This is a genomic window from Bacteroidota bacterium (assembly GCA_017303905.1).
GTDB lineage: Bacteria > Bacteroidota > Bacteroidia > B-17B0 > Aurantibacillaceae > JAHEYG01.
In genome coordinates this window covers 554,626-578,376 of the sequence record JAFLBH010000003.1, presented here as the reverse complement: position 1 = coordinate 578,376, position 23,751 = coordinate 554,626, and the positions used below count along the sequence as shown (strand labels likewise).

16 protein-coding genes and 2 tRNA genes are annotated in these 23,751 nt (G+C 39.2%); 10 read left to right on the top strand and 8 right to left on the bottom strand.

Annotated elements, in window-relative coordinates:
• Positions 1-21 precede the first annotated feature (21 nt).
• Together J0L69_13165 and J0L69_13160 are read right to left on the bottom strand one after the other, a co-directional pair.
• Positions 22-243, bottom strand: a complete 222-nt coding sequence (locus tag J0L69_13165) for a DUF2795 domain-containing protein (GenBank protein ID MBN8694137.1) — start codon at positions 241-243, stop codon at positions 22-24.
• 133 nt (positions 244-376) lie between these two features.
• Positions 377-1,222 carry a hypothetical protein gene (locus tag J0L69_13160; GenBank protein ID MBN8694136.1) on the bottom strand — a complete coding sequence of 282 codons (846 nt, stop codon included), beginning with the start codon at positions 1,220-1,222 and terminating at the stop codon, positions 377-379.
• A 100-nt stretch (positions 1,223-1,322) separates the two neighbouring features.
• Between J0L69_13160 and J0L69_13155 the strand changes: the two genes are divergently transcribed.
• Both J0L69_13155 and J0L69_13150 read left to right on the top strand, forming a co-directional pair.
• Positions 1,323-2,555, top strand: coding sequence for a NupC/NupG family nucleoside CNT transporter (locus J0L69_13155; GenBank protein ID MBN8694135.1), 1,233 nt, complete (start codon positions 1,323-1,325; stop codon positions 2,553-2,555).
• A gap of 122 nt (positions 2,556-2,677) precedes the next feature.
• On the top strand, positions 2,678-4,594 hold the full coding sequence (locus tag J0L69_13150; GenBank protein ID MBN8694134.1) for an ABC-F family ATP-binding cassette domain-containing protein: 1,917 nt from the start codon (positions 2,678-2,680) through the stop codon (positions 4,592-4,594).
• 104 nt (positions 4,595-4,698) lie between these two features.
• Here the strand turns inward: J0L69_13150 and J0L69_13145 are convergent, their stop codons facing one another.
• A complete protein-coding gene (locus J0L69_13145) occupies positions 4,699-5,202 on the bottom strand; it encodes a GNAT family N-acetyltransferase (GenBank protein MBN8694133.1) in 504 nt (167 codons plus the stop codon).
• Between the two features lie 20 nt (positions 5,203-5,222).
• Between J0L69_13145 and smpB the strand changes: the two genes are divergently transcribed.
• Positions 5,223-5,681, top strand: a complete 459-nt coding sequence (smpB, locus tag J0L69_13140; protein ID MBN8694132.1) for an SsrA-binding protein SmpB — start codon at positions 5,223-5,225, stop codon at positions 5,679-5,681.
• Here the strand turns inward: smpB and J0L69_13135 are convergent, their stop codons facing one another.
• Positions 5,682-7,550: a hypothetical protein gene (locus J0L69_13135; GenBank protein MBN8694131.1), complete on the bottom strand. Its 1,869-nt coding sequence runs from the start codon at positions 7,548-7,550 to the stop codon at positions 5,682-5,684.
• A 246-nt stretch (positions 7,551-7,796) separates the two neighbouring features.
• Positions 7,797-8,543, bottom strand: coding sequence for a 3-oxoacyl-[acyl-carrier-protein] reductase (gene fabG, locus J0L69_13130; GenBank protein ID MBN8694130.1), 747 nt, complete (start codon positions 8,541-8,543; stop codon positions 7,797-7,799).
• Positions 8,544-8,828: 285 nt separating this feature from the next.
• On the opposite strand from fabG, the gene J0L69_13125 reads away from it, so the two are divergent.
• The 4 genes from J0L69_13125 (at position 8,829) to J0L69_13110 (ending at position 16,077) form a co-directional block, all read left to right on the top strand.
• A complete protein-coding gene (locus J0L69_13125) occupies positions 8,829-12,596 on the top strand; it encodes a gliding motility-associated C-terminal domain-containing protein (GenBank protein MBN8694129.1) in 3,768 nt (1,255 codons plus the stop codon).
• Positions 12,597-12,727: 131 nt separating this feature from the next.
• Complete coding sequence (gene mutS / locus J0L69_13120) at positions 12,728-15,373, top strand: DNA mismatch repair protein MutS (GenBank protein ID MBN8694128.1); 2,646 nt, start codon at positions 12,728-12,730, stop codon at positions 15,371-15,373.
• 508 nt (positions 15,374-15,881) lie between these two features.
• Positions 15,882-15,954: transfer RNA gene (locus J0L69_13115), tRNA-Gly, on the top strand.
• Positions 15,955-15,992: 38 nt separating this feature from the next.
• Positions 15,993-16,077: transfer RNA gene (locus tag J0L69_13110), tRNA-Leu, on the top strand.
• Between the two features lie 60 nt (positions 16,078-16,137).
• Here the strand turns inward: J0L69_13110 and J0L69_13105 are convergent.
• The 3 genes from J0L69_13105 to J0L69_13095 all read right to left on the bottom strand — a co-directional run bounded on the left by J0L69_13105 (position 16,138) and on the right by J0L69_13095 (position 20,756).
• A complete protein-coding gene (locus tag J0L69_13105; protein MBN8694127.1) occupies positions 16,138-17,259 on the bottom strand; it encodes a Fic family protein in 1,122 nt (373 codons plus the stop codon).
• A 327-nt stretch (positions 17,260-17,586) separates the two neighbouring features.
• On the bottom strand, positions 17,587-19,044 hold the full coding sequence (locus J0L69_13100; protein ID MBN8694126.1) for a T9SS type A sorting domain-containing protein: 1,458 nt from the start codon (positions 19,042-19,044) through the stop codon (positions 17,587-17,589).
• Between the two features lie 110 nt (positions 19,045-19,154).
• The gene (locus J0L69_13095; GenBank protein ID MBN8694125.1) at positions 19,155-20,756 is read right to left on the bottom strand and encodes a VCBS repeat-containing protein; all 1,602 of its coding nucleotides are present in this window, start codon (positions 20,754-20,756) and stop codon (positions 19,155-19,157) included.
• 996 nt (positions 20,757-21,752) lie between these two features.
• Here J0L69_13095 and J0L69_13090 point away from each other — a divergent pair.
• The 3 genes from J0L69_13090 (at position 21,753) to J0L69_13080 (ending at position 23,286) form a co-directional block, all read left to right on the top strand.
• Positions 21,753-21,989, top strand: coding sequence for a DUF2061 domain-containing protein (locus tag J0L69_13090; GenBank protein MBN8694124.1), 237 nt, complete (start codon positions 21,753-21,755; stop codon positions 21,987-21,989).
• Between the two features lie 471 nt (positions 21,990-22,460).
• Entirely contained in the window at positions 22,461-22,628 is a 168-nt protein-coding gene (locus tag J0L69_13085) for a hypothetical protein (protein MBN8694123.1), read from the top strand.
• Entirely contained in the window at positions 22,621-23,286 is a 666-nt protein-coding gene (locus J0L69_13080; protein MBN8694122.1) for a hypothetical protein, read from the top strand. Before J0L69_13085 ends, J0L69_13080 begins: the two co-directional genes overlap by 8 nt.
• The last annotated feature ends 465 nt before the right edge of the window (positions 23,287-23,751 follow it).

Here is a 23,751-nt window from a genome sequence, read left to right as displayed (position 1 = left end):
GTGGTTTTTATTTAGTTTCTTTTAAAACTCATCTTCATTAAAGAAGAAGTCGTCTTTGGTAGGATAGTCGGGCCAGATTTCTTCAATGGTTTCGTAAGCTTCACCTTCGTCTTCCATCTCCTGTAAGTTTTCAATAACTTCCATTGGCGCACCCGAACGCATGGCAAAATCAATCAACTCGTCTTTTGTCGCCGGCCATGGTGCATCTTCTAACCACGATGCTAATTCTAAGGTCCAATACATAGGTAAAGTGTTTTAAGTTTATTCTACTCTTTAATTTGCTGCAAAGAAAAAAATTTTATTTGATTTTACGCTAAAAAAACAGCAAAAGTTTCATTCCTTTTTAAAACTTTATAATGTATTGAAAAACAGATTGTTAAATTTCAAATTCTTTATCAATAAAGGTCTCATTTTCACCTGCCAGCATCATTTTATACTTCCCTTTCTTAAAACCCTTAATATTTAACCTCACCGCATATTCCTGTGAACCCGCATTCACCCATTGTCCTTTTATCTCACCCACTTTATTACCCAGCGAATCTGTCACATAAAACCAGGCATAACATGTTTTGTCAACCTGATAATCCACATTCGCCTTTAATTGTATCGGATATTCATGAATGTTTCCGTATTCATTAATCACTGCTTTTTTTCTAAGGGTATACCACGGAATAGGTTCATCTTTTATCGTAGCAACGAATTTTCTTAAATCTTCAGTAATAGAATCGTTTACGCCTGTTATGTTTGCAGTAGGCCGGTTGTTACTCACCGCCCACACAGCATATTGCTCTGTGTTATCATCCGTTTTAGAGGCGTTTAAGTATTTTGCTAAGAGTAAAAGTTTAGTGTCGGCCAGTTTTCCTGTCTCGTATTTTAATCCTTTAATCGGACCCGAATTTGTGTATTCACAACAATAGCCTTTAATCTCAAACGATTTTGTTTCATTTCTTCCCATAGCCAAAATTTGCTCATGCGCTACCAAAACATCCTGATAATTTTCTTTCACGGCATTCATTCGCCAGCCTGCGGGAACAATCACTTTTACAGAATCATTGAGGTTGTTTTTTATTTTATAATCCAAAATCAATCCGCCTTTACAGGTAACATCGGCTCTTATTAAACTTTTTCGGAGGGCATCATCAATACTAATTGTTGTTACAGCCATGCAGTTTATACTTAATGCCGGTAAAAGTGTGCTGAGTTGTTTGATTGTTTGTTTCATAATTCCCTCCTTGTTTTTTAATATAATGTTCATTAAGTGTATTTGGTTACACCTTATTTATAAAACTTATTTTTTACCTTGCTCTTGTAAATTTTAGTGCATGGAACGTTTTACAGGGATATTAGGAATCATTGTGATTTTAGGAATCGCTTTTTTGTTATCCAATAATAAAAAATCAATTAACTATCGTTTGGTATTAAGTGGCATTGGTTTGCAACTGGTAATTGCCTTATTGGTTTTAAAGGTTCCTTTTATCACCAACTTTTTCGCCATGCTTGGAAGAGGCATGGGTAAAATAGAACAATTTGCTACGCAAGGTGCTTCTTTTGTTTACGGCGGAATAATGATTGATACGCATGATGGTGCTTCAAAATCTTTTGGTGCGCCGCATACTTTTGTATTTGCATTCAGTGTTACGGCCACCATTATTTTCGTGTGTGTATTGGTTGCTATTTTGTATCACATCGGATTCATGCAAAAAGTAATTTCTGTGATTGCGAAAGTGATGAATTTTGTGATGCGTGTGAGCGGAGCAGAAGCGTTAAGTAATGTGGCGAGCGCATTTGTAGGACAAGTAGAAGCGCAGGTAATGATTCGTCCGTATTTACCTACCATGACGAAGAGTGAACTCATGGCATCCATGGCCGGAAGTATGGCGTGCATCGCGGGAGGAATTTTAATTGTATACGTAAACATGGGCGCGAAGGCAGAATATCTGTTAACCGCTAGCTTAATGGCTGCACCCGCTGCTTTAGTGATTTCAAAAATTATGTATCCTGAAACGGAAGAATCTCAAACCAAAGGCGAAGTAAAATTAGAAGTGAAGAGTCCGTATACCAATGTGATTGATGCAATTTCTCACGGTGCGGCTGACGGAATGAAAATTGCGATTAATGTTATCGCGATGTTAATTGGTTTTATTGCGCTTATTGCATTTATTAACTGGGGGCTCGGAAAAATATACCCTCAGCTATCGCTTGATTTTATTTTCGGAAAATTGTTTTATCCTTTGGCTTGGGTAATGGGTGTGCCCGGCGCAGATGTGGAAACCGTTGCCACCTTGATGGGACAAAAACTTACGATTAATGAGTTTGTGGCTTTTGATACATTAACACATCGTTTAGCAGCACCATTAAGTGAAAAGGGAACCATGATTGCAAGTTTTGCTATTTGCGGTTTCGCTAATTTTTCTTCCGTAGGTATGCAAATTGGCGGTATCGGCGCCTTGGTTCCTGAGAGAAGAAATGATTTAGCGAAATTGGGTATTCGTGCCCTTATCGCCGGTACCTTGGCATCCTATCTTTCTGCATGTATTGCCGGAATGTTGGTGTAAAACCGTATTTATTGAAGATTCAACCCTAAATCCCTTCATTCTATATCCTAAATCCTGCAATAATTCCCTATCTTTGCACCGCAAAATTCATAATTCTGCATTCATAATTTATAATTGGTAAGATGATTTCGGTTAACGGCGCAACAGTAGCATTTGGTGGTTTCACTCTGTTCGATAATATTTCCTTTTTAATTAATCCTAAGGACCGTATTGGTTTGGCAGGAAGAAATGGCGCAGGTAAATCTACCATGCTTAAATTATTGGCAGGACAACAAAACCCTACCAAAGGTGAAATTGCTATTCCGCGTGAATGCAAAATCGGTTATTTACCGCAGGATATGACCCATCAACACGGACGTACTGTATTTGCCGAAACTGAAACAGCCTACCAGGAGGTTCAAATGATGCAAAAACGTTTGGACGAAATTAACCACCAATTGGAAACACGTACCGATTACGAAAGTGATGAGTACATGAAATTGATTGAGGACTTAACCGACATCAATCACCGATTGGATATTGTTGGCGCCGGAAATGTGGAAGAGGAGATTGAGAAAATTTTAAAAGGTTTGGGATTTGACCGTAAAGATTTGCAACGCCAGACCTCAGAGTTTAGCGGCGGTTGGCGCATGCGTATTGAATTAGCAAAATTATTATTACAAAAGCCGGATGTTTTGTTGTTAGATGAGCCTACCAATCACTTGGATATTGAAGCGATTCAATGGTTGGAAGAATTCATGGAGACTTTCCCCGGTGCAGTTGTATTAATTAGTCACGATAAAACATTTTTAGATAACGTTACCAATCGTACCATTGAAATTGTAAACCAAAAAATTTACGATTATAAAACCAATTACTCTCGTTATTTGGTGTTGCGTAAAGAACGTAAAGAACAACAAGAAAACGCCGCTAAGAATCAGCAAAAAATCATTGATCAAACCGAAGTGTTGATTGATAAATACCGTGCAAAAGCCAATAAAGCTTCCTTTGCTCAATCGTTAATCAAAAAACTCGATCGCATGGAGCGCGTTGAGGTGGATGAAGATGATACAGCAGCTATGTACTTCCGTTTTCCTCCTCCGGCGCACAGTGGTAAAATCGTGATAACAGCTGAGCATGCAGGTAAAGAGTATGGTGAAAAAAGAATTTTCTCCGATGCTAATTTTATCATCACCAAAGGTGAACGTATTGGTTTTGTTGGAAGAAATGGTGAAGGAAAATCGACCATGATGAAAATGATTGCGAAGAAAGTACAACACGAAGGAACCGTGCAGTTAGGGCATAGCGTGATGATGGGCTATTTCGAGCAAGATCAGGAAGAGAAGTTGGATGGAGATAAAACAGTTTTTCAAACCATCGACGATTTAGCGGTGGGCGATATCCGTAAACGCGTTAGAAATTTATTAGGTGCTTTTTTATTTAGCGGCGAAGACATTGACAAAAAAGTGAAGGTGTTGAGTGGGGGAGAGCGCGGACGATTAGCCTTGTGTAAATTATTATTAGAGCCTTACAATTTGTTATTGTTAGATGAGCCAACCAATCACTTGGATATTCGTTCGAAGGAAATTTTGAAGCAAGCCTTATTGGATTACGAAGGAACCATTGTTATGGTAAGTCACGATCGTGATTTCATGAAAGGAATGTGTACACGTTTATTTGAATTCAGAGATGGCCACGTTAAAGAACATTTGGGAGGTATCGAAGAGTTTATGGAGTTACGAAAGGTGGAGCGTTTGAATGAATTGGATTTAGATAAAAAAGTTGCTGCCGTAAAGAAGGAAGCCGTAGTTGAAAAAAAACAAGTGGTTGATTCTAATGAGCAGGAACAAAAACAAATTCGCAATCAAATAAAAAAAGTAGAAAGTGAAATTGAAAGACTGGAAGCAGAAATAAAAAAATGCGATGATAAACTTTCTAATACTGAAACCTATAATCAGTTAGTTAACGATAAAACCTTTTTTGACAATTATAACAAATTGAAAACTTCTCTCGAGGCTGAAATGCAGAAATGGGAAGACTTATCTGCGAAATTAGGTTAAACCCCCTCGCCCGTAGCAGGGGGAGGAATCGTTTCTAAAAAAGTTTAATACCGCCACGACTTAATTCTCCCCTGCTAAGGGGAGATGTCCGAAGGACAGAGGGGTTACTTTCTCCAAACCATCACAAAATCATTCATCACATAACCGTTGCCGATGTCAAAATCGGCAACTTGTTCAATCTTAAATCCGTTTTTAAAATAAAAATTGATGGATTTAAAATTCTGACGGTTCACTGTTAAACGGAGTTCTTCGGGTTTGAGTAGCTTTAGTAATTCAATAAATGCCGCCGTGCCAGTTCCTTTTCCTGCTAACTCTTGCAGTAAGTAATATTTATGAATGAAGTAACTGTGTGTGGCATTTTCCATTTTACTCACCGAAATAAAACCAATGCAGCGTTCGTCTTCATGAATTAAATAAAACACATGTCCCTTTTGTGTCATTTGTTCAGTTAAACTCTCATAGCTGTACATCATCTCCAGCATGTAGTTGATTTGGTCGGTACCAATAATGCTCGTGTAATGTTGATGCCAGATGGTATGGGCGAGTTTGGCAATAGCAGGAATGTCTTCTGTTTTCGCAACTGATAATTGTACACTGTGGTTTGACATGGTATTAGTATATTTGCAACGTGTCAGCTAAAATAAACAATAAGGTTAATATAGAAAACCGTCGCGCCAAGTTCGACTATCAGTTTTTAGAAAAGTTGGTGGCAGGTTTAGTATTAACCGGCACTGAGATTAAATCTATTCGCGAAGGTAAAGCAGCTCTGGTTGACAGTTATTGTTATTTCAGAAACAATGAGCTTTTTATCCGGAACATGCATATTGCCGAATATTCAGAGGGCACTCACTATAACCATGAACCTAATCGTGAAAGAAAGTTGTTGTTGAGTAAGCCTGAGCTGAATAAAATGCAAAAAAAATTAAAAGATCAGGGATTAACCATCGTTCCCATTCGATTATTTATTTCAGATAGTGGTTATGCAAAACTGGAAATAGCCCTTGCAAAAGGGAAAAAGGAATTTGATAAACGTGAAAGCATTAAAGAGAGAGATGTGAAGCGCGAAATTATGCGAAAGGTTCGTTAATTAAATAGTGCCGCTGCGTTTACGTAAAAACCATTCGAGGCTCAATAATCCGATAATCAAAAAGAACATCCATTTCAAATCAATTAAATCACTCAATTGTTTTTGTGAGTAGGTTATGGGTTTTATGGTTTCGTTATTTAGTAATTCCTGCTTTAATTTTTCAGTTTCATTTTTGTGAAATAATTTGCCTCCGGTACTCATCGCTAATTGATGAAGCAATTGATGATTGGCAACCGTAATTGTTTTTTCTGCAACAATGGCTTTAACGGTAATGCTACCACTTTGTGTGAATACCTGATTGTTGACTTTCACCGTGGCTTTGTATTTATATTCTCCTGTCGGAAATAATCCGCTGTTTAAATAGTAAGCGTTAGATGTTTTACTCATGGTGTAAGTAAATTGTTTGCCGGCACTGTCGGTGATAATCACATTCACTTCAGGTTCTGTTACGAGTTGGTAACTTTGATTGTATACTTCCGCGTTAAATTCTATGTTTTCATTTTCCGAAATTATTTTTTTCGTGATTAACCTGAAGAAACTTTTATCGGCTTTTACAGCGAGGTATTGAACGGTTTTCGAAATAAGTTCATTAAATAAATTATGATTTTTGTGTTCAGCAAAATCACGAAGTTTCCATCGCCATAAACCATCAAAAGCCATGATGCCTGTTTTTCTTCCGCTATTATCGTTAAAAAGTATCAATGGATTTTCCGTTTCCACAACGCCAATTTTTTGGTACAAAAGACTATTGGTGCCCGGTGAAGTAATATAATTTCCAAATGGTGTGTTTACGGCAGGGAAGTCTTTAATGAAATTTTTTAGTTCATCGCTTAAATTAAACAAGGTGAAATTTTTATTGAGCAAAGCTTCCGTTTCGTTTTGTTTATTATATGAACTATTGATTTTTAGTCCGGGTAAATTTTCATTAATGGCCGCCTGAATAATTAAGTAAGGTTGGTTGTTGGTGTTTAATTCATTCATTAATGAGCGATTGTTCGTAGAAATGTTGTGGAGAATGACAAGGCTATATGGCTTCAATGGTTTATTAAAATCAAAAGCGGATGAGGTTTCTACCTCATAGGTTTGTGCGCTTTCCAAACTTTCTTTTATGGCAGCGACATCGGGATGTGGGGCAGAAGAGAGGATGAGGATTTTTTCGCGGGTATCAATTACGTCTACCACAAAATCCATCGTGTTATTACTTTTGTTATTCTCCTCAGGTAAAGAATTTACTACCACTTTGTATTTCTGAACACCCGGTTTCTCCGCTTCTAAAACAAAAGAAAGTGTTTGGATAAAATTATCACTGTTAATTTTAAGAGGAAGTTCGGCTTTTTTCGCTCCATCTTTAAATATACTAACGGTTGATGTCTTGCCGTTTAGTTTAAAAGCTTGAGTAATTACTTCAACCGGAAATTTATTACCTAGATAAACCACTTGATTGTGATTGATTTTTTTAATGGTTAAATCTTTTGTGAGTGTGGTGTCGCCTAAGGCAACTGTGTATACCGGGAATTTAAATCTGTTCGCTAAATCAAAATTGCCTGAGCCCCGGTTGATGATACCATCGCTGGTAATAATTAAAGCGCCAATGTTTTGATTCGCGTAATTATTATCAATTTCGGATAAGAGTTGTGATAAGTCAGTTTCCTTGTCGTTGTAATCAGGTAGTTCTCCGGTAGTCACTTTATTTCCGAAGAGAAGCGATTTAACGGCGTATTTCTCGCCAACTTCTGATTTTACTTTTTCTAGAAGAGTTGTAAATTCTTTTTTAATGAATTGAGAGTCGGCAGTTGCAATAATGGAAGCGGAGTTGTCGTGCGCAAACAAAATCAGAGGCTTCTCTGTTTCGTTAATTGTTCGCTTCAAAAAAAGATTCAGCAACAGCAAAGTGATTATAAGTACAGAAACGAATCGTAATGCGGTTAGAAAGTATAATACTGGTTTTGTAAATGTGTCACGTTTCTTCTCGCGGTTATACAGAAGCCATGCATACAATAATCCCGCAAGGGGACAAAGCAATAAAAAATACCAGGCATGTTCTGAAATAAGATCCATATAAAAAAAATGTCTGCCCGCAGGCAGACATTAAAGTTAAATAATAAAAGTAAAATATTAAGTAAGCATTCCACCACAAACATTGATGCACTGTCCTGTAATGTAGCCGCTCATATCACTGGCTAAAAACAAAGTAAGGTTAGCCACATCATCGGCAGAACCTCCGCGTTTAAGAGGGATACTATCACGCCATTGTTGTACTACTTTCTCATCCAGCGCACCGGTCATTTCAGTTTCAATAAATCCGGGTGCAATCGCGTTGCAACGAATGTTACGAGAACCCAATTCAAGCGCAACAGACTTTGTGAAGCCGATGATACCTGCTTTTGAAGCAGCGTAGTTAGCTTGTCCTGCGTTTCCTTTTACACCCACCACCGAACTCATATTTATGATAGAGCCGCTACGCGCTTTAAGCATCGGGCGTTGAACAGCTTTTGTTAAATTAAATACAGATTTAAGATTAGCGTTGATTACTTCATCCCATTGTTGTTCGCTCATACGCATTAACAAAGTGTCGCGGGTGATTCCGGCGTTGTTAACTAAAACATCGACAGTTCCAAATTCAGCAACCACATCATTTACTAATTGATCGGCCGCTTTAAAATCACCGGCATCGCTTTTGTAACCTTTCGCTTTAATGCCATATGCGGTTAATTCTTTTTCAAGAGCCAGAGCTTTTTCTTCTGAACTCACATAAGTAAAGGCAACATTAGCGCCTTGTTGGGCAAAAGCAAGAGCGATGCCTTTACCGATTCCTCGCGTAGCACCTGTAATAAGAGCTACTTTATTTTGAAGTAATTTCATAGTTGGTTTGAATGATGAGTTCAAAGATAAAAGATTATATCCAAGCGATACGTTATTATAGTTTTTACTAATAACCAACTATCTTCAATTATCAGCAATATTTGATGAAAAGGTCTTATGAAATTAGATGTAAATTTTTAGCTCAATAAATTAACGAATATTTAAATGTAAGAAAATCAGTATTTTACGTTTTTTTATCCCTCATTTTAACAAAAATTTAATTTTGGCACGTTTCTTGTTAAAATCTGACAAAATAGAATTCATTAATAATTAACCAAACAGGAAATGAAGAAAAAATCAATTGTTAAAAAGTTAGCCTTTCTGTTAGTTGCTCTGGTTTTAAGCGCAACTAATGCGAATGCACAGTTCGAGCATCCTAACGTTGCCCCAAATTACATTTTCTCTGCTGACTCAATCAAAGGGTTTGATGAGAATGCTGCCAGTGCAGCTATTTTGGCGGATGATTATGTGGGTGATGAGTACAAGGTAATGATGTATTACATGAAGCGTGACTTCGTGAAAGCGAAATACAATTTAAAAACAGTGGAACCTATTGCTCCTTCTACTGCAAAAGGTGGTAGCCCGAATTCAATTGCAGTTGCTAATTGTGTGAATGAAGATTTTGAAGAGGCAGGTTTGGTTTCAGCTGTTCCGGGTACAATTAATGTTACATTACCTACCGCAATTAATGGTTGGACAGTTAACTCGGGTTCTAACACGGGTGCCAATGCGTCTTGTGTATATAAGACTATGACCGGCAACCCGAATGCTGTTTGGGTGATGTCTGGAGGTTCAACTGGTTTGATTGACCCTGTTATTGGCGCATCCTATCCTATTTATTCAGTTTACGGTAATACCACCACTTCTTATCCTGCGGCAACAACTTTGAATGGTTTTCAATGTTTTGGAGATTGGTTTATTAAGATGAATAATAACACGGGTGGTTATACGGCGCATCGTTTAAAAAAGAACATCAATGTAACACCAAATAATGCATTATTCCAGTTTGCTTTTATAGCAGTATTACAAAGTTCTCACTGTTGTTGTACCAGTGGCGGTTTTTCAATTAAAGTGCAATTAGGATGTGCGCCCGCAACAACAACACTTTTAGGTTGTCCTCAGTTTACTGCTACAGCACCTCAAACCGCCGGTTGTCCAGGTGGAGCAATGGCTTGTAGTTCTCCTTCTGTAGGAAACACGGTTACTTATTTACCAGCCGCTACCGCGGGTGTTTCTTACAATCGTTGGAAGCAAAATACTTTAGATTTAACCTCTTATATTGGACAGTGCGTTACCATTGAAGTTGAAGCTTTTGACTGTAATGCAGGTGGACATTATGGTTACATTTATTTTGATGCTCAATGCTCTCCAATGGCAATTATCGGTAACGGTACCTCATTCCCTGCCGGTACACCAAACATTACATTACCAACTTGCGGTACGGGTAACACGGCTACGATTACAGCTCCTCCTGGTGTTGGTCCTTATCTTTGGGCCGGTCCGGATCCATTGGTAAATGGTTCAACTGCACAAACAGTAACAACATCTGTAACCGGAATGTACACCTTAACAATGAATCCTCCAGGTGCTTGTTTACCAATTGTTCGAACAGTGAGTGTAGTAATTTCACCTGCTCCAAACTTAGCGGTGTCTTCACAGACTCAAGTTTCGTGTACAAGTACGGTTAATGGCTTATCATTAATAATGGGAAGCGGATCACCCAACACATCAGCAACTCCAAATTATACGGTGAGTTTTGCGCCTGCAATGCCAACAGCCACTGTAGGTCAGTCGGCAACAACAGGAACTTATACGGGATTTCCTGCAGGCACAACAACTGTTACTATAACAGACATGGCTGGTTGTATTGCAACGCAAACAGTAAATTTCCAGGCAGCCCCTCCGATAGGATCATTCTCAATTAGCGCACCAAGTGGTACGATAATAGGTTGTAATCCACCGAGTATTTCTTTAAATGCGATTAATACGGGTACTTTAACCAATATGACGTATACTTGGGTAAGTACAACAACCGGTACAGCGACGGGCTCCACATGGACCGGCGGTGCACCAAGTGGTACAAACGTATTAACAGTGATTGGAGCCGATTTAGGCGCAGGTTCTTGTCCGACTACACAAACAATTGCGATTGTACAAAATACAGCAGTACCTACCGTTTCTGTAAACCCAATAACAGGCAACTTAACTTGTAATGGAGCACCTGCAACGTTTACGGCAACCTCTTCTACAACAGTAAATATCGTAGGTCAGTGGTTTGCACCTCCGGGAGTTCCTGTTGGAGGCCTATCAAGTACACCTTTGGTTGGAGCCTTTAATGCGCCGGGCACATATACGGTTGTATTTACTAACGTAGCAAACGGTTGCTCAAATTCTCAAACCGTATCAGTAACATCCAACTCAACAATTCCAACCATGTCGGTAACAGCTAACTTAGGTTATACTATTACATGCTCGGTTCCTTGTGTGAGTTTAGCAATTGCTTCAAGCTCTACAATAGCACCAATTTCTTATTCTTGGACAAATGTTACTACCAGTGTAACAACCACTCCTGTGAATGGTGGCTATTCAGTGTGTGTTCCCGGTACTTATGTTGCAGGATTTAAGGATGGTTTAGGCTGTACAGTTACACAAACCGTAAACGTTATGATAGATACGGCACGTATCTTCCCAACTGCTATTACTAATTTGCCAAGTAACAGTTACACCTTAACTTGTACAAACAATACATTGCTCGCAACGGCTATATCAAACCCTCAACTGGCAGCTAATAACTATAGCTGGACTGTTCCGCCAAACTTAACAACATTCACTAACCAGGTGGTTGTTAACTTATCGAACATTACTTCAAGTACTTCACCTACCAATTACACAGTATTAGCAACTAATCCTGCGAATGGTTGTGTGGGTCGACAAAGGGTACAGTTCTATAAGGATATATTTGTGCCACGCTATAACGCGGTGTTTACACCGAGTGCGATAACTTGTGCCAACTCTTGTGTTCAGCTATCACCTCAGTTAGCAACCGGAACGTCTACTATCCCAATTACATTTACATTTACTTCACCGGCTCCTACGTTTACAAATAACATTCCGGGTTCTACCTTCTGTGCACCTGGTACTTATACTATGGATTACACCAATAGCTTAAACGGATGTTCTTCAGTAACAACATGTGTGGTTCCGTTGAACGTAACATTCCCTTCAACTGTAGCTTTAGCGCCTGTACAAATACCTTGCGGACAAACCACAACGATTGTAACGGCCGGCACCACTACTACATCTAATACGTATACATATTCATGGACTCCTCCTGAAAATGCAGGTATGGGATCACCAAACGGTTACAGTACAACTGTAAACGCTCCGGGTGTATATGAAGTTGTTATTACAAATACAGTAAACGGGTGTTCTACGACTAACTCTATACTTGTTACTTCAGGTTCATTGGATGTAAGTATGACACCAAACCCTGCTTCAGGTTATGCTCCGTTAAATGTTGGTTTCTCTAATACAACTCCATTTACAAGTAGTTCAGGAACTATGACTACTACCTGGAACTACGGTAACGGTATTACAGTAAGCACAACAAGTTTAGCAAACACTTACACAGGTTCTGCAACTCCTTATCCTGGTGGTTCAAATCAATACCAAACCGCAGGAACTTACACAGTGTTGTTGGTAATGGCACAAAATGTTGGGACTGTATCTTGTGTTGGTACTGCAACAGCTCTTGTAGTAGTTGATTTACCATCAGAATTAACTGTACCAAACGTGTTTACTCCGAACGGTGACGGTGTTAATGATAGCTTCACATTATTAACAACCAATTTATCTGAGATTACTTTTACGGTATTCGATCGTTGGGGTGTTAAAATGTATGATGTAAAATCTGAAAGCGGAAACGTATCATGGGATGGTAAAAACTTCGGCGGTAAAGAAGTTCCTGTAGGTACTTACTTCTACATCCTGAAGGCGAAAGGCGCCGATGGTAAGGATTACGAAGATAAAGGATCTATTAGCGTATACCGTTAAACATAACACTCTTAAATAATAAAAGCCCTTCTCATTCGAGAGGGGCTTTTTGTTTTAAACAAAATCATGTATTGTGTTAAAAATTTAATTCCGCCTTCCAATAACCTTGTCGTAACTTAGCTATCCTTATTATGGCAAAAGCAGGCGACAAAGAAACCCCCCTCATGAAACAATATAACAGCATCAAGGTGAAATACCCGGATGCCATATTGTTATTTAGAGTGGGCGATTTTTATGAAACATTTGGAGATGATGCCGTTAAAACCGCAAAGGTTTTAGGTATAGTATTAACAAAGCGGGCAAACGGTTCGGCATCGCATATTGAGTTGGCCGGATTTCCGCATCACTCCCTCGATTCTTATTTGCCCAAGTTAGTAAGAGCAGGTTATCGCGTAGCTATTTGTGATCAACTCGAAGATCCAAAAATGACGAAAACCATTGTGAAGCGTGGCATCACCGAATTAGTTACGCCCGGTGTGAGCTTCAATGATAAAGTTTTAGATCATCAAAAAAATAATTTCTTAGCCAGTATACATTTAGACAAAGACAAAGCCGGGGTTTCATTCTTGGATATCAGTACCGGTGAATTTTTAGTCGGACAAGGCAGCACGACCTATGTAGAAAGATTGATTCAGAACTTTAAGCCTAATGAGATTTTATTTGAGAAAAATAAGAGAAACGATTTACAAGAATTAATCGGCGACCGCTTTTATATTTTCGGATTAGATGATTGGGCTTTTACATACGATTACGGTTATGAAAGTTTAATTAAGCAGTTTGAAACAACATCTTTAAAAGGATTTGGAATTGAAGATTACAGTCTGGCAATTGTGAGTTGTGGAGCTTTACTTCATTACTTAAACGAAACCAAACACGACAAATTAAAGCACATTACTAAAGTTAGTCGTCTTGATGAGGAGCAATATGTGTGGTTGGATAAATTCACCATTCGCAACCTCGAATTATTTGCTTCCAATAACGAGAACGGAAAAAGTTTAATTGACGTGATTGATAAAACAGTAACCCCAATGGGGTCTCGTTTATTAAAGCGATGGCTAGCATTGCCACTTAAATCTGTTGAGCAAATAAATGAGCGACATGAAGCCGTGAATTATTTTGTGCAACATAATGAACTGCGATTAAAAATCAATTTATTATTAAAGGAAGTAGGCGATTTAGAGCGATTGATTTCTAAAGTAGCAGCAACACGTGTTAATCCGCGTGAGTTAGTTCAGTTAAAGCGATCACTCAACATCATTGAGCAATTAAAACTAGAGATGAGTGTGGTGGAACCTGCATCCCTTAAAAAAATCGCCGATCAATTAAACGCCTGCGCTTTAATAAAGGATAAGTTAGAAAGAGAAATAAACGAAGAAGCGCCGGTAAACATCTTAAAGGGCGATGTGATTAAAGCCGGTGTAAACGCAGAACTTGATGAGTTAAGAAGTATTGCTTATTCAGGAAAAGATTATTTAATACAAATACAGCAAAGAGAAAGCGCCAACACCGGAATTCCGAGTTTAAAAATTTCTTACAACAACGTGTTTGGTTATTATTTGGAAGTAACCAATGCGCATAAAGATAAAGTGCCGCAAGAATGGATACGCAAACAAACTTTAACCAATGCGGAGCGTTACATTACTCCTGAGTTAAAAAATTACGAGGAGAAAATTTTAGGCGCCGAAGAAAAAATTACAGCCTTAGAGCAACAATTATTTGAAGCGGTGATTCGTGATGTATCCGATTACATTGTGCCTATTCAATTAAACGCCGGACTCGTAGCTAGATTAGATGTATTAAGTTCATTTGCAGCTTTAGCGATTGAAAATAATTATGTGATGCCGCAAGTTAACGAGGGTTATGCCATTAAAATTACGGAAGGGCGCCATCCTGTCATTGAAAAACAATTGCCGGTTGACAAAGAATATGTTAGCAATTCGGTTTATCTGGATAATGAAGAGCAGCAAGTGATGATGATTACCGGTCCGAATATGAGTGGTAAATCAGCCTTGTTACGACAAACGGCACTCATTGTTTTATTAGCGCAAATTGGCGCTTTTGTTCCGGCTGAAGCTGCTGAGTTAGGAATCATCGATAAAATTTTTACACGTGTTGGAGCTACCGATAATATTTCATCCGGCGAATCCACCTTCATGGTAGAGATGAATGAAACGGCCAGCATCTTAAATAATATTACGGCGCGAAGTTTAGTGTTGTTAGATGAGATTGGAAGAGGAACATCAACGTATGACGGAATTTCCATCGCATGGGCAATTGCTGAATACTTACACAATCAACCGGCGAACAGAGCCAAAACATTATTTGCTACGCATTATCATGAATTGAATGAAATGACAAATTATTTCCCGCGCATCAAGAACTTTAATGTGAGCGTGAAGGAAATCAACAATAAAATTATTTTCCTTCGTAAGTTGGCAGAAGGGGGAAGCGAGCATAGTTTTGGTATACATGTAGCGCGTATGGCAGGAATGCCAAAAGTAGTTATTGAGAGAGCCAATCAAGTACTAAAACAATTAGAGAAAGAGCACGAAATGGAATTAGTGCCATTGGATGGAGAGACGGAAGATATACAGGTGAAAAGTAACGGACGAAAGAAAGTAATACCGGATGATGAAATGCAATTGAGCTTTTTCAAGTTAGATGATCCTGTTTTGGAGCAAATAAAAGCAGACATTTTAAAAACGGATATTAATACCTTGACACCTGTAGAGGCCCTGTTGAAGTTAAATGAGATAAAGAAGTTAGTTGGGGGATGATGATTAATGTTTGATGTTTATAATACGTCATTGCGAGGAACGAAGCAATCAACATAAGTTCATATTTATGAGTGATGATTTTTGAGCGAATTGTCATTTCGAGCTCAAGCGAGAAATCTTTAATTGAACTCACCCCGGCCCTCTCTATGAATAGAGAGGGGGAAGAATAAATACAAATCTTAAATATTGGATTGTTGTTATGTCGAGTTTATCCTCCGCAATAATTATGAAGGTGGGTGCGGTTGAGACATCTATTAAGGATTCAGGATTTAGTGGAGAAGAGCGCTGATTCGAGGCTTCTTTTATTTAGAAACCCTTCTTTGTTTCAAGTTCGCATATTAAGTAATGAAGTAACCTCAAACTAATCAGTAAATTGCCTTAAAAATCAAAAAAACACCCCAAAATTTTGAGGATTTTTAAAAAAACCATTACATTTGCTGCCCCAAAACGATGGGACCTCATTAAGAGGATTTGAAATAGTCACTTTTATGATAAGAGTGAAAATTAAGCGGAAATAGCTCAGTTGGTAGAGCGTAACCTTGCCAAGGTTAAGGTCGCGGGTTCGAGACCCGTTTTCCGCTCGAAAAAGCCCCCAAAAGGGCTTTTTTAACACCAGGATGCCTCTGTGGTGGAATTGGTAGACACGCAGGACTTAAAATCCTGTGACCTCAACAGTCGTGCGGGTTCAAGTCCCGCCGGAGGTACACGAACTCCAAAAAAAGGTAACTTTTTTTGGAGTTTTCTTTTTTAAGGACACCTCGGAACTATGACTCTAATATCCGAATCAAATCATTGTTAATATAAAACACCTCTCTTCCGTCTTCATGTGCAGAAAGTATTCCAAGCTCTGTCAGTTGTGACATGTATTTTGTAAGCGTTGTTCTGCTTCGCGCACCTGTAATTTCGCCTATTAATTTTTGTTTTACGTAGGGTTGTGAGAAAAGCGCCTGATTCAATTCTAACGAATACCATTTCAATTTTGAATTGGCATATTTATAAGTTGAATCCATTTGAAGAAGGATCTCATCAATTTTTTGATTGGTAATAACTGCTGTTCCTTCAACTGCTTTTAGCATAAACAGTATCCATGGCTTCCATGCTCCACGCTGAGTTACTCCCGCCAAATGGTGGTAGTAATCGTCTTTATGATTAATGATGTACTTACTTAGGTATAATACAGGATGCGATAATAATTTTTGATGAACCAGATAAAGTAAGTTTAATATACGTCCCGCTCTTCCGTTTCCATCAATAAATGGGTGAATTGCTTCGAATTGATAATGTGCAATTGTCATTTTTAATAAGGGATCAAAATCATTTTCTTCATTCAAAAATTTAAACAGATTTTCTATTTTTTTTTCAACGATACCTTCTCCTCTTGGTGGTGTGTAAATAATTTCTCCGGCTTTAAATTCGCTTTGTCCTCTTTTAATAACTACTTGTGATTGAGGAGTTCTTATACCTTGCTTGGAGTTTTTAACTTGTTGGAAGACCTTTATTGCAATTGATTTATCAAACACTTTCTTTTTTGTTAATGCTTGATGTCCACTCCATAAAGCTTCCCGATATCGTAAAACTTCTTTTGTAGCCGGATTTGCGTGTACTTCTTTTACGGTATCTGAAATGGCTTTGTATAGTTCGTCTTCCGTTGTAAAAATGTTTTCAATAGCAGTGGAACTTTGCGCTTCCTGTAAAGAGATCGTGTTAACCAACATCAATGGATTCGGAATCCGCATAATATTTTTATTCAGTTCTGCCAGTGCACGTGAAGCCAAGCCCCATTTAATTAATATTTCTTTATCAATGATGTTCTCATTGGGTGGTAATAATGGCAGATCATTATATGGGGTGTTTCTGTCAAAAGCTATCTTTTTAGATTTGTTCATATTTTAATAATAAATGGACATATTGCAAATATATGTCCATTTTATCGAATTAAAAAGTTATATGTTCATTTATTCGAATTATTTGGACATTTACTGATATTCCGTTCACTGGTGGTATGAATCTTATTTGCCAACTTTTGGATAGTATCGATCCAAGGTTCGGATTCATTCCCCTTGGAGGTACAGATAAATGAAAAGAATAGAACGCAGTTCTATCCTTTTTTTGATTTTACAGGTTGAGTCAAGCTTGCTTGAACGAGAACCGAAAAATAAAAACGTATAGGCAATAATATTACAGGTTGAAAGAAATTGATGTAATTCTTAAAATCAGCGGCTCACCACCACTTTCGAGAACTGAAGGGTGGAATCAGAATCTGAAAGTTTAAAGAAATAGGTACCAATGGCCAAAGTGCTTATGTCAATTTTATTCTGACCGGCCACCAACTTTTCTTCACTTAATTTTTCTCCCAAAATATTATAGATTTCTAAGTTTAGTGGCGAAGCACATTTCACATTAACAATATCCTTTGCAGGATTCGGATAAACCATCACATCCACAACACCCTTGCAACTTTCAACTGCAATTAATTCCGAAAGTTTAAATCGTCCATCGAGATCCGTTTGTCTTAATCTGTAATAAGCATTTCCTTTAATTGTATTCAAATCCGCAAACTCATACTTCATTAGCTGGTTGGAGTTTCCTGCACCGGCTACTCTTCCAATTTCTTCCCAATCTTCCGTATTAAAACTTCTCTCAATGGTGAAATAACTGTTGTTTTTTTCGCTGGCCGTTTGCCAATTCAGTACAATGTTTTTTCCTACACAATCTCCCTTTAATGAAACTAATTCAATTGGTAATGGTGCAGCGGTAATAGCAGTAGGACAAGCCGATACCCAACCGGATTGTGCGCCAGTGTTTAATAATGTAACATTAGTGTAAGAACCAGTTGAGTTAACTGTCCAGCTTACACCACCGTAACTGGACGCAACAGTAAGCGGACCAATCACCAATCCGGCGACGCCCATACATACAACTCCCGTTATAGAAAGCGCGCCACCCGAACCGCCGCTGGCAGAAACAGTAGCATAATCATTTGTGTTGACAGAATTAGCACGCAGTGTTGCTGCTGAAACCGGCGCGGAAAACATATACTGTAATGTTCCTGTTCCGGCTGCACTCGACCATGAATTGTTTGTTGTAGGACTGCAATAACCAACGTGCGGGCAACCCGCCGCGGAAGCAACAGATGAACCGGTATTAGTAGTGCCCGTGAGCGTACAGGTAATGCCGGCAATAGCCGGACATACACAAGTAACCACCGCATTGGGAGTTTGCGGAATTGGTTTTTCAAGAATGTTAGTTTGATTGGATGGATTTAACAACGCCGCATTACTTGTCACAAAACCTTCCGCACTTATTTCATAAAATGTAAAATAATATTTTTTTCCTTTTTTTAATCCGCTGATGTTTATGGAAGACGCATTGCCGTAATAAACCACAAATCCATTATTGAGAGAAGTGCCTTTTCCGTAATGCGAATTAGCAATGTAAGACGAATGAACATCCGGCGCAGTGATGTTTGTGTTTTCGGAAGCAATGATTAAAATGCTTTTATTTTTTTCGGGATACCAATTGAGCGTTGCGTGACTCGAAGCAGCTTCAATACAAAGCACAGCATTTGCTTTAGCTAATAACGAATCGTTTTTAGAGGCGAATAAACCGGCGCGACTACTCACTAAAAAGAGTAAAACGTAAATAAAATAGTTTGGCAAGCGTATAACCATTTGTGTAGACTATAATTAAAGGTAGTAAAATATTTTATCTATCCAAATTAATCTGCGAGTTTGTTACTTAGCATCCATAAATGAATTAAGCAAGCTAAGGTTGCAGCAATTTATTTTTCCACAACAAATTTTCCTGTCATGGTTTTGTTTCCATTGAATAATACTTGATAGAAATAAATTCCTGCCGGCCACTCGCTGATGTTTATGCTGTGGTCAGCTGAAATGATTTCCTCTTCAGCCACTAGCGAGCCATTACAGTTAAATATTTTCACCATGTTTGCGGATTCATTCTCCTCACTTAATTTAAAATTCAAGACAGAATGAGCAGGGTTAGGGTAAACAATAGTGTTCTCTTTACCATTTTCTAATTCATGAATTGCTGTTGGTGAATTACTGCACATGGAAGATTGTCTCCAGATATCACGTTGAAACATGAGCCAGTCCGGACCGTTCCCCTTAGCTACCGATACCATGTAGGCGCGACCGAAATTTCCGGAAGTGTTGGGATAAATCCCATAACCACCCACAATAAAAACATCTAAGGTATCGTCACCGTCGAAATCGGAAATCACCGGCGCGTGACTTAATGAATATTGTGAATTACCATAATGCGCCGCCAGGTCAATGCTCCATTGCAAACTTCCGTTGTTACCGTTTAAGGCCATCAATTGTCCTTTACTCGAACCAAAAACCACATCCAGATAAACATCTTTATTCATATCAGCTAAAGCCACCCCTCTGAATGCTTGTCCGAAATTAGGAATGGTGTAAGTCCATTTTAAAGCGCCGCTATTACTAAGTGCCGTTACCTGCGAACCGTTAGTAAATACTACGTCGCATATACCGTCGTTGTCAATATCACCAATCGCCGCCGGAGAGCCAACGTAACCGCTGCCACAATATTTCCAGGCAGTTGTACCGTTTTCTCCATTGATGCAGTACAGCGTGTCGTTATAGGAGCCGATGAGTAATTCGGGTTTACCATCGTTATCCAAATCCGCCACAGCTGTACCATGGTAAATATGATCGTGAACCGGATAAGCCCACAAACGTGTTTGATTGTTTCCGCGGAAAGCGAAGATGCTGTCCTTATAATTAAAATTCCAGGTGGCGACTACAAAATCTAACTGCCCGTTGTTATCCAAATCCACAATCGTTGGTGCGGTTTGTATCCAGGAATTACCATCCACTTTAATTTCCCAGGCTTGAGAACCATCTTCTGCGTTCAGGCATAGAACATAGCCTCCGAATTCGCCGTGTAGCACTTCCGGTTTCCCATCATTATCCACATCGGCAATGGTAGGAGGTGAATCACTGCCCTTGGTATTCGCTACCCATTTTACGGTGCCATTCGGACCATTAAAACAAAACGTTTTGGGATTGCAGGAAGCGGGAACAATAACCTCTTCCGATCCAATATTATCAACGTTGTAAATAATCGGAGCCACATCATTACAGCCATGGGTGCCGACTGCACTGGCATTATATTTCCAAAGCAGCGTTCCGTTTTCCGAATTAAGCGCATAGATGGATGAATCGTTACGATAGCAACCAAAAACCAATTCTTTTTTTCCATCACCATCAATATCTTTCGCCGCGGTTTGCCCAGCCGAAAAATCATTGGTATTGTACCACCATTTTATTTTTGGTGTTTGTGAAAAAAGTGAGCTGCACGCAATAAACAAAAGAAAGAGAATTGATTTTGTTTTCATGGGGATGATTTTGTATAATCAAATATAGTAAAATTGAGATAGGGTTGGGGTAAATTAGGATTTACGAGTTAGGAGTACGTCATTGCGAGGAACGAAGCCATCTTATTTACTAAACAGATTCCTCCCTCTGGTCGGAATGACGAATACACAGAATGTCAAGTTGGTCCCTGAGCCTGCCTAGTCGGCAGACAGGCTTGTCGAAGGGTAGTCGAGACATTTTTTTGAACTCACCCCCGGCCCCCTGTCTGACTTAGGTACGACAGGCAGGCTCTCTACAGGTAGAGAGGGGGGAGTGCAGAAAAACTCTGCGTCTTTGCGCCTCCGTGTGAAACAAATAAAACTCACCCCGGCCCCTGTCTGCCTTAGTTACGACAGGCAGGCTCTCTATGAATAGAGAGGGTGAAGTACAGGAACCGCTCTGCGAGAATCTGCGTAATCCGCGGGAAAAATAAATAATGATCAGTAAAGAGCCCACTCTGCGTCTTTGCGCCTCCGCGTGAAACCAAAACATTCAAACCCTCGTGAAACCGCTCCAATTTCCCTACTCAAACATGAGTAAATTTTTAACGGGTGTTGTAACATATTTTCTTTTTTTAAATGAGAGTATGAGAGTGAAAAGGCGGCATCCGACTTATTAACAACACGCTTCTATTAACTCGGTTGGTGGCTCGTGAAATTGCGCAATAAGAAATAGTATTTTCAGACTGCCTATGAAAGCTCAGAATGTTACCTCAATTGTGACTGAGAACGGCGGAGCCATGTGGGAGAGGCAGAGGATATAGGGGTTAGGATTTAGTGATTTTAATTTATGATTTTTTTAAAAGTAAATGTCATGTCGAGATGGTCCCCGAGCTTGCCTAGTCGGCAGACAGGCTTGTCGAGGGGTAGTTGAGACAGCTTTTATAAAACTCACCCCGTCCCTCTCTACAGGTAGAGAGGGGGGGAGTGCAGGAACCGCTCTACGAAAATCAGCAACATCTGCGAAAAAAATAAAAAATGCTAATTGATCGTCTTGCATCCATCCATCCTTCGGTAAAGCGTCATGCCATGAAAACAATTACCTGGCGAATTGTAGGCACTATCGATTCGGTTGTACTGGCTTGGATTGTTACCGGCGACCCAATGGTTGGTTTGAAAATTGGCGGACTTGAACTTTTTACCAAAATGATTTTATACTTCATTCATGAGCGTGTGTGGTATAAAATTAATTTCGGGTTACCGCATAGAAAGTAGAGGCAGAGGATATAGGATTAAGGAGTAAGGGAATGGAGTACGTCATTGCGAGGAACGAAGTAATCTTATTTACTAAACAGATTCCTCCCTCTGGTCGGAATGACGAGTACACATAATCTAATATCGAGTTTACCCTCCGCAACTATAGTGAAGGAGGGCGTAGTCGAGACATCTTTTTGAACTCAACCTGGATAATAAAACTCACCCCCGGCCCACTATATGAATAGAGAGGGTGAAGTACAGGAACCGCTCTGCGAAAATCTGCGTAATCCGCGGGAAACAAATAAAACTCACCCCGACCCACTATATGAATAGAGAGGGGGGAAGCGCAGAAACCGCTCTGCGAAAGTCTGCGTAATCCGCGGGAAACAAATAAAACTCACCCCGACCCTCACTATGAATAGAGAGGGGGGAAGTGTGATCGGTTGAGGAGTTACTTTTGAATAACAGAATGTTTTTGTAAATTTGTATATGAAGAAAATCAAGCAAATATTTATTGCGTCTTCTGAAAACTCAAAAGAAATGAGCCTTGTTATGCGCAAGGTTAGAATGCAGGTGAAGAAATACCGCACTGCAAAGCGAAAAGGTACTCTTAAAAAAATGACAGTTTCTCAAAGCGAAAAACTATTTAATGTCTAAACCAAATTTGGTGTTAATTGCAGGTTGCAATGGTTCCGGTAAATCTACTTACGCTTCCACTATCCTTGCAACAAAGCTAAAGATATTTGACGCTGATAAAAGAAAGAAGGAGATTTATAATAATTTTCCTTTCGACTTCGAGTTTCGTGAACAAATGGCCTGGAATAAAACGCAAGAGGAATTTGAAACTCAAATTAAGGACTCATTGGTTAGAAAAAAGGATTTTGCCTTCGAGACAAATTTTCATTCAGATCCTATGTTTTGGGTGAATCAATTTAGGGCTGCCGATTTTGCCGTACACCTCATGTTTTTTTGTTTAAAAAGTACCTCACTCGCAAAAGAGCGTGTAGCTATCAGATACCAAAATGGCGGACACTATGTGAATGACGAAGAAATTATTCAAAGATATCATTTAGGTTTTGCTAATCTGGATCGGTATTTTAATGTTTTTGAATCGGTATTGCTGCTTGAGAGTAGCAGGGAGAATGTGAAGCCCGAAGTGCTTTTGTATTTCAGCAATAATCAGCTTATTAAAATAAACAAAGCATTGCCTTTGTACATAAGAAGACAATGCCCTCAATTAACACAACATTTTAAATTATTGAAGAGAGAGAATCTAAAAGCAAAGAAGGGAATTAAGCGAAGAGTTAAGAAGTAAATGTCATATAGAGGCAGAGGATATAGGGGTTAGGATTTAGTGATTTTAATTTATGATTTTTTTAAAAAGTAAATGTCATGTCGAGTTGGTCCCCGAGCCTGCCTAGTCGGCAGACAGGCTTGTCGAAGGGGTAGTAGAGACAGCTTTTATAAAACTCACCCCGGCCCACTATATGAATAGAGAAGGGGAAGAACAGAAACCCATCTGCGAAAATCCGCGTAATCTGCGGGAAACAAATAAAACTCACCCAGACCCTCTCTATGAATAGAGAAGGGGAAGTACAGAAACCGCTCTGCGAAAGTCTGCGTAATCCGCGGGAAACAAATAAAACTCACCCCGGCCCACTATATGAATAGAGAGGGGGAAGTACAGAAACCCATCTGCGAAAATCCGCGTAATCTGCGGGAAACAAATAAAACTCACCCCGGCCCACTATATGAATAGAGAGGGGGAAGTACAGAAACC

Coding starts and splice junctions, on each gene's coding strand:
- J0L69_13105 (MBN8694127.1), bottom strand. CDS start 17,259: ATGAACAAATCTAAAAAGATAGCTTTTGACAGAAACACCCCATATAAT.
- J0L69_13125 (MBN8694129.1), top strand. CDS start 8,829: ATGAAGAAAAAATCAATTGTTAAAAAGTTAGCCTTTCTGTTAGTTGCT.
- J0L69_13150 (MBN8694134.1), top strand. CDS start 2,678: ATGATTTCGGTTAACGGCGCAACAGTAGCATTTGGTGGTTTCACTCTG.
- J0L69_13165 (MBN8694137.1), bottom strand. CDS start 243: ATGTATTGGACCTTAGAATTAGCATCGTGGTTAGAAGATGCACCATGG.
- mutS (MBN8694128.1), top strand. CDS start 12,728: ATGGCAAAAGCAGGCGACAAAGAAACCCCCCTCATGAAACAATATAAC.
- J0L69_13100 (MBN8694126.1), bottom strand. CDS start 19,044: ATGGTTATACGCTTGCCAAACTATTTTATTTACGTTTTACTCTTTTTA.
- J0L69_13085 (MBN8694123.1), top strand. CDS start 22,461: ATGAAGAAAATCAAGCAAATATTTATTGCGTCTTCTGAAAACTCAAAA.
- J0L69_13090 (MBN8694124.1), top strand. CDS start 21,753: ATGCTAATTGATCGTCTTGCATCCATCCATCCTTCGGTAAAGCGTCAT.
- J0L69_13155 (MBN8694135.1), top strand. CDS start 1,323: ATGGAACGTTTTACAGGGATATTAGGAATCATTGTGATTTTAGGAATC.
- J0L69_13080 (MBN8694122.1), top strand. CDS start 22,621: ATGTCTAAACCAAATTTGGTGTTAATTGCAGGTTGCAATGGTTCCGGT.
- J0L69_13160 (MBN8694136.1), bottom strand. CDS start 1,222: ATGAAACAAACAATCAAACAACTCAGCACACTTTTACCGGCATTAAGT.
- J0L69_13095 (MBN8694125.1), bottom strand. CDS start 20,756: ATGAAAACAAAATCAATTCTCTTTCTTTTGTTTATTGCGTGCAGCTCA.
- J0L69_13145 (MBN8694133.1), bottom strand. CDS start 5,202: ATGTCAAACCACAGTGTACAATTATCAGTTGCGAAAACAGAAGACATT.
- fabG (MBN8694130.1), bottom strand. CDS start 8,543: ATGAAATTACTTCAAAATAAAGTAGCTCTTATTACAGGTGCTACGCGA.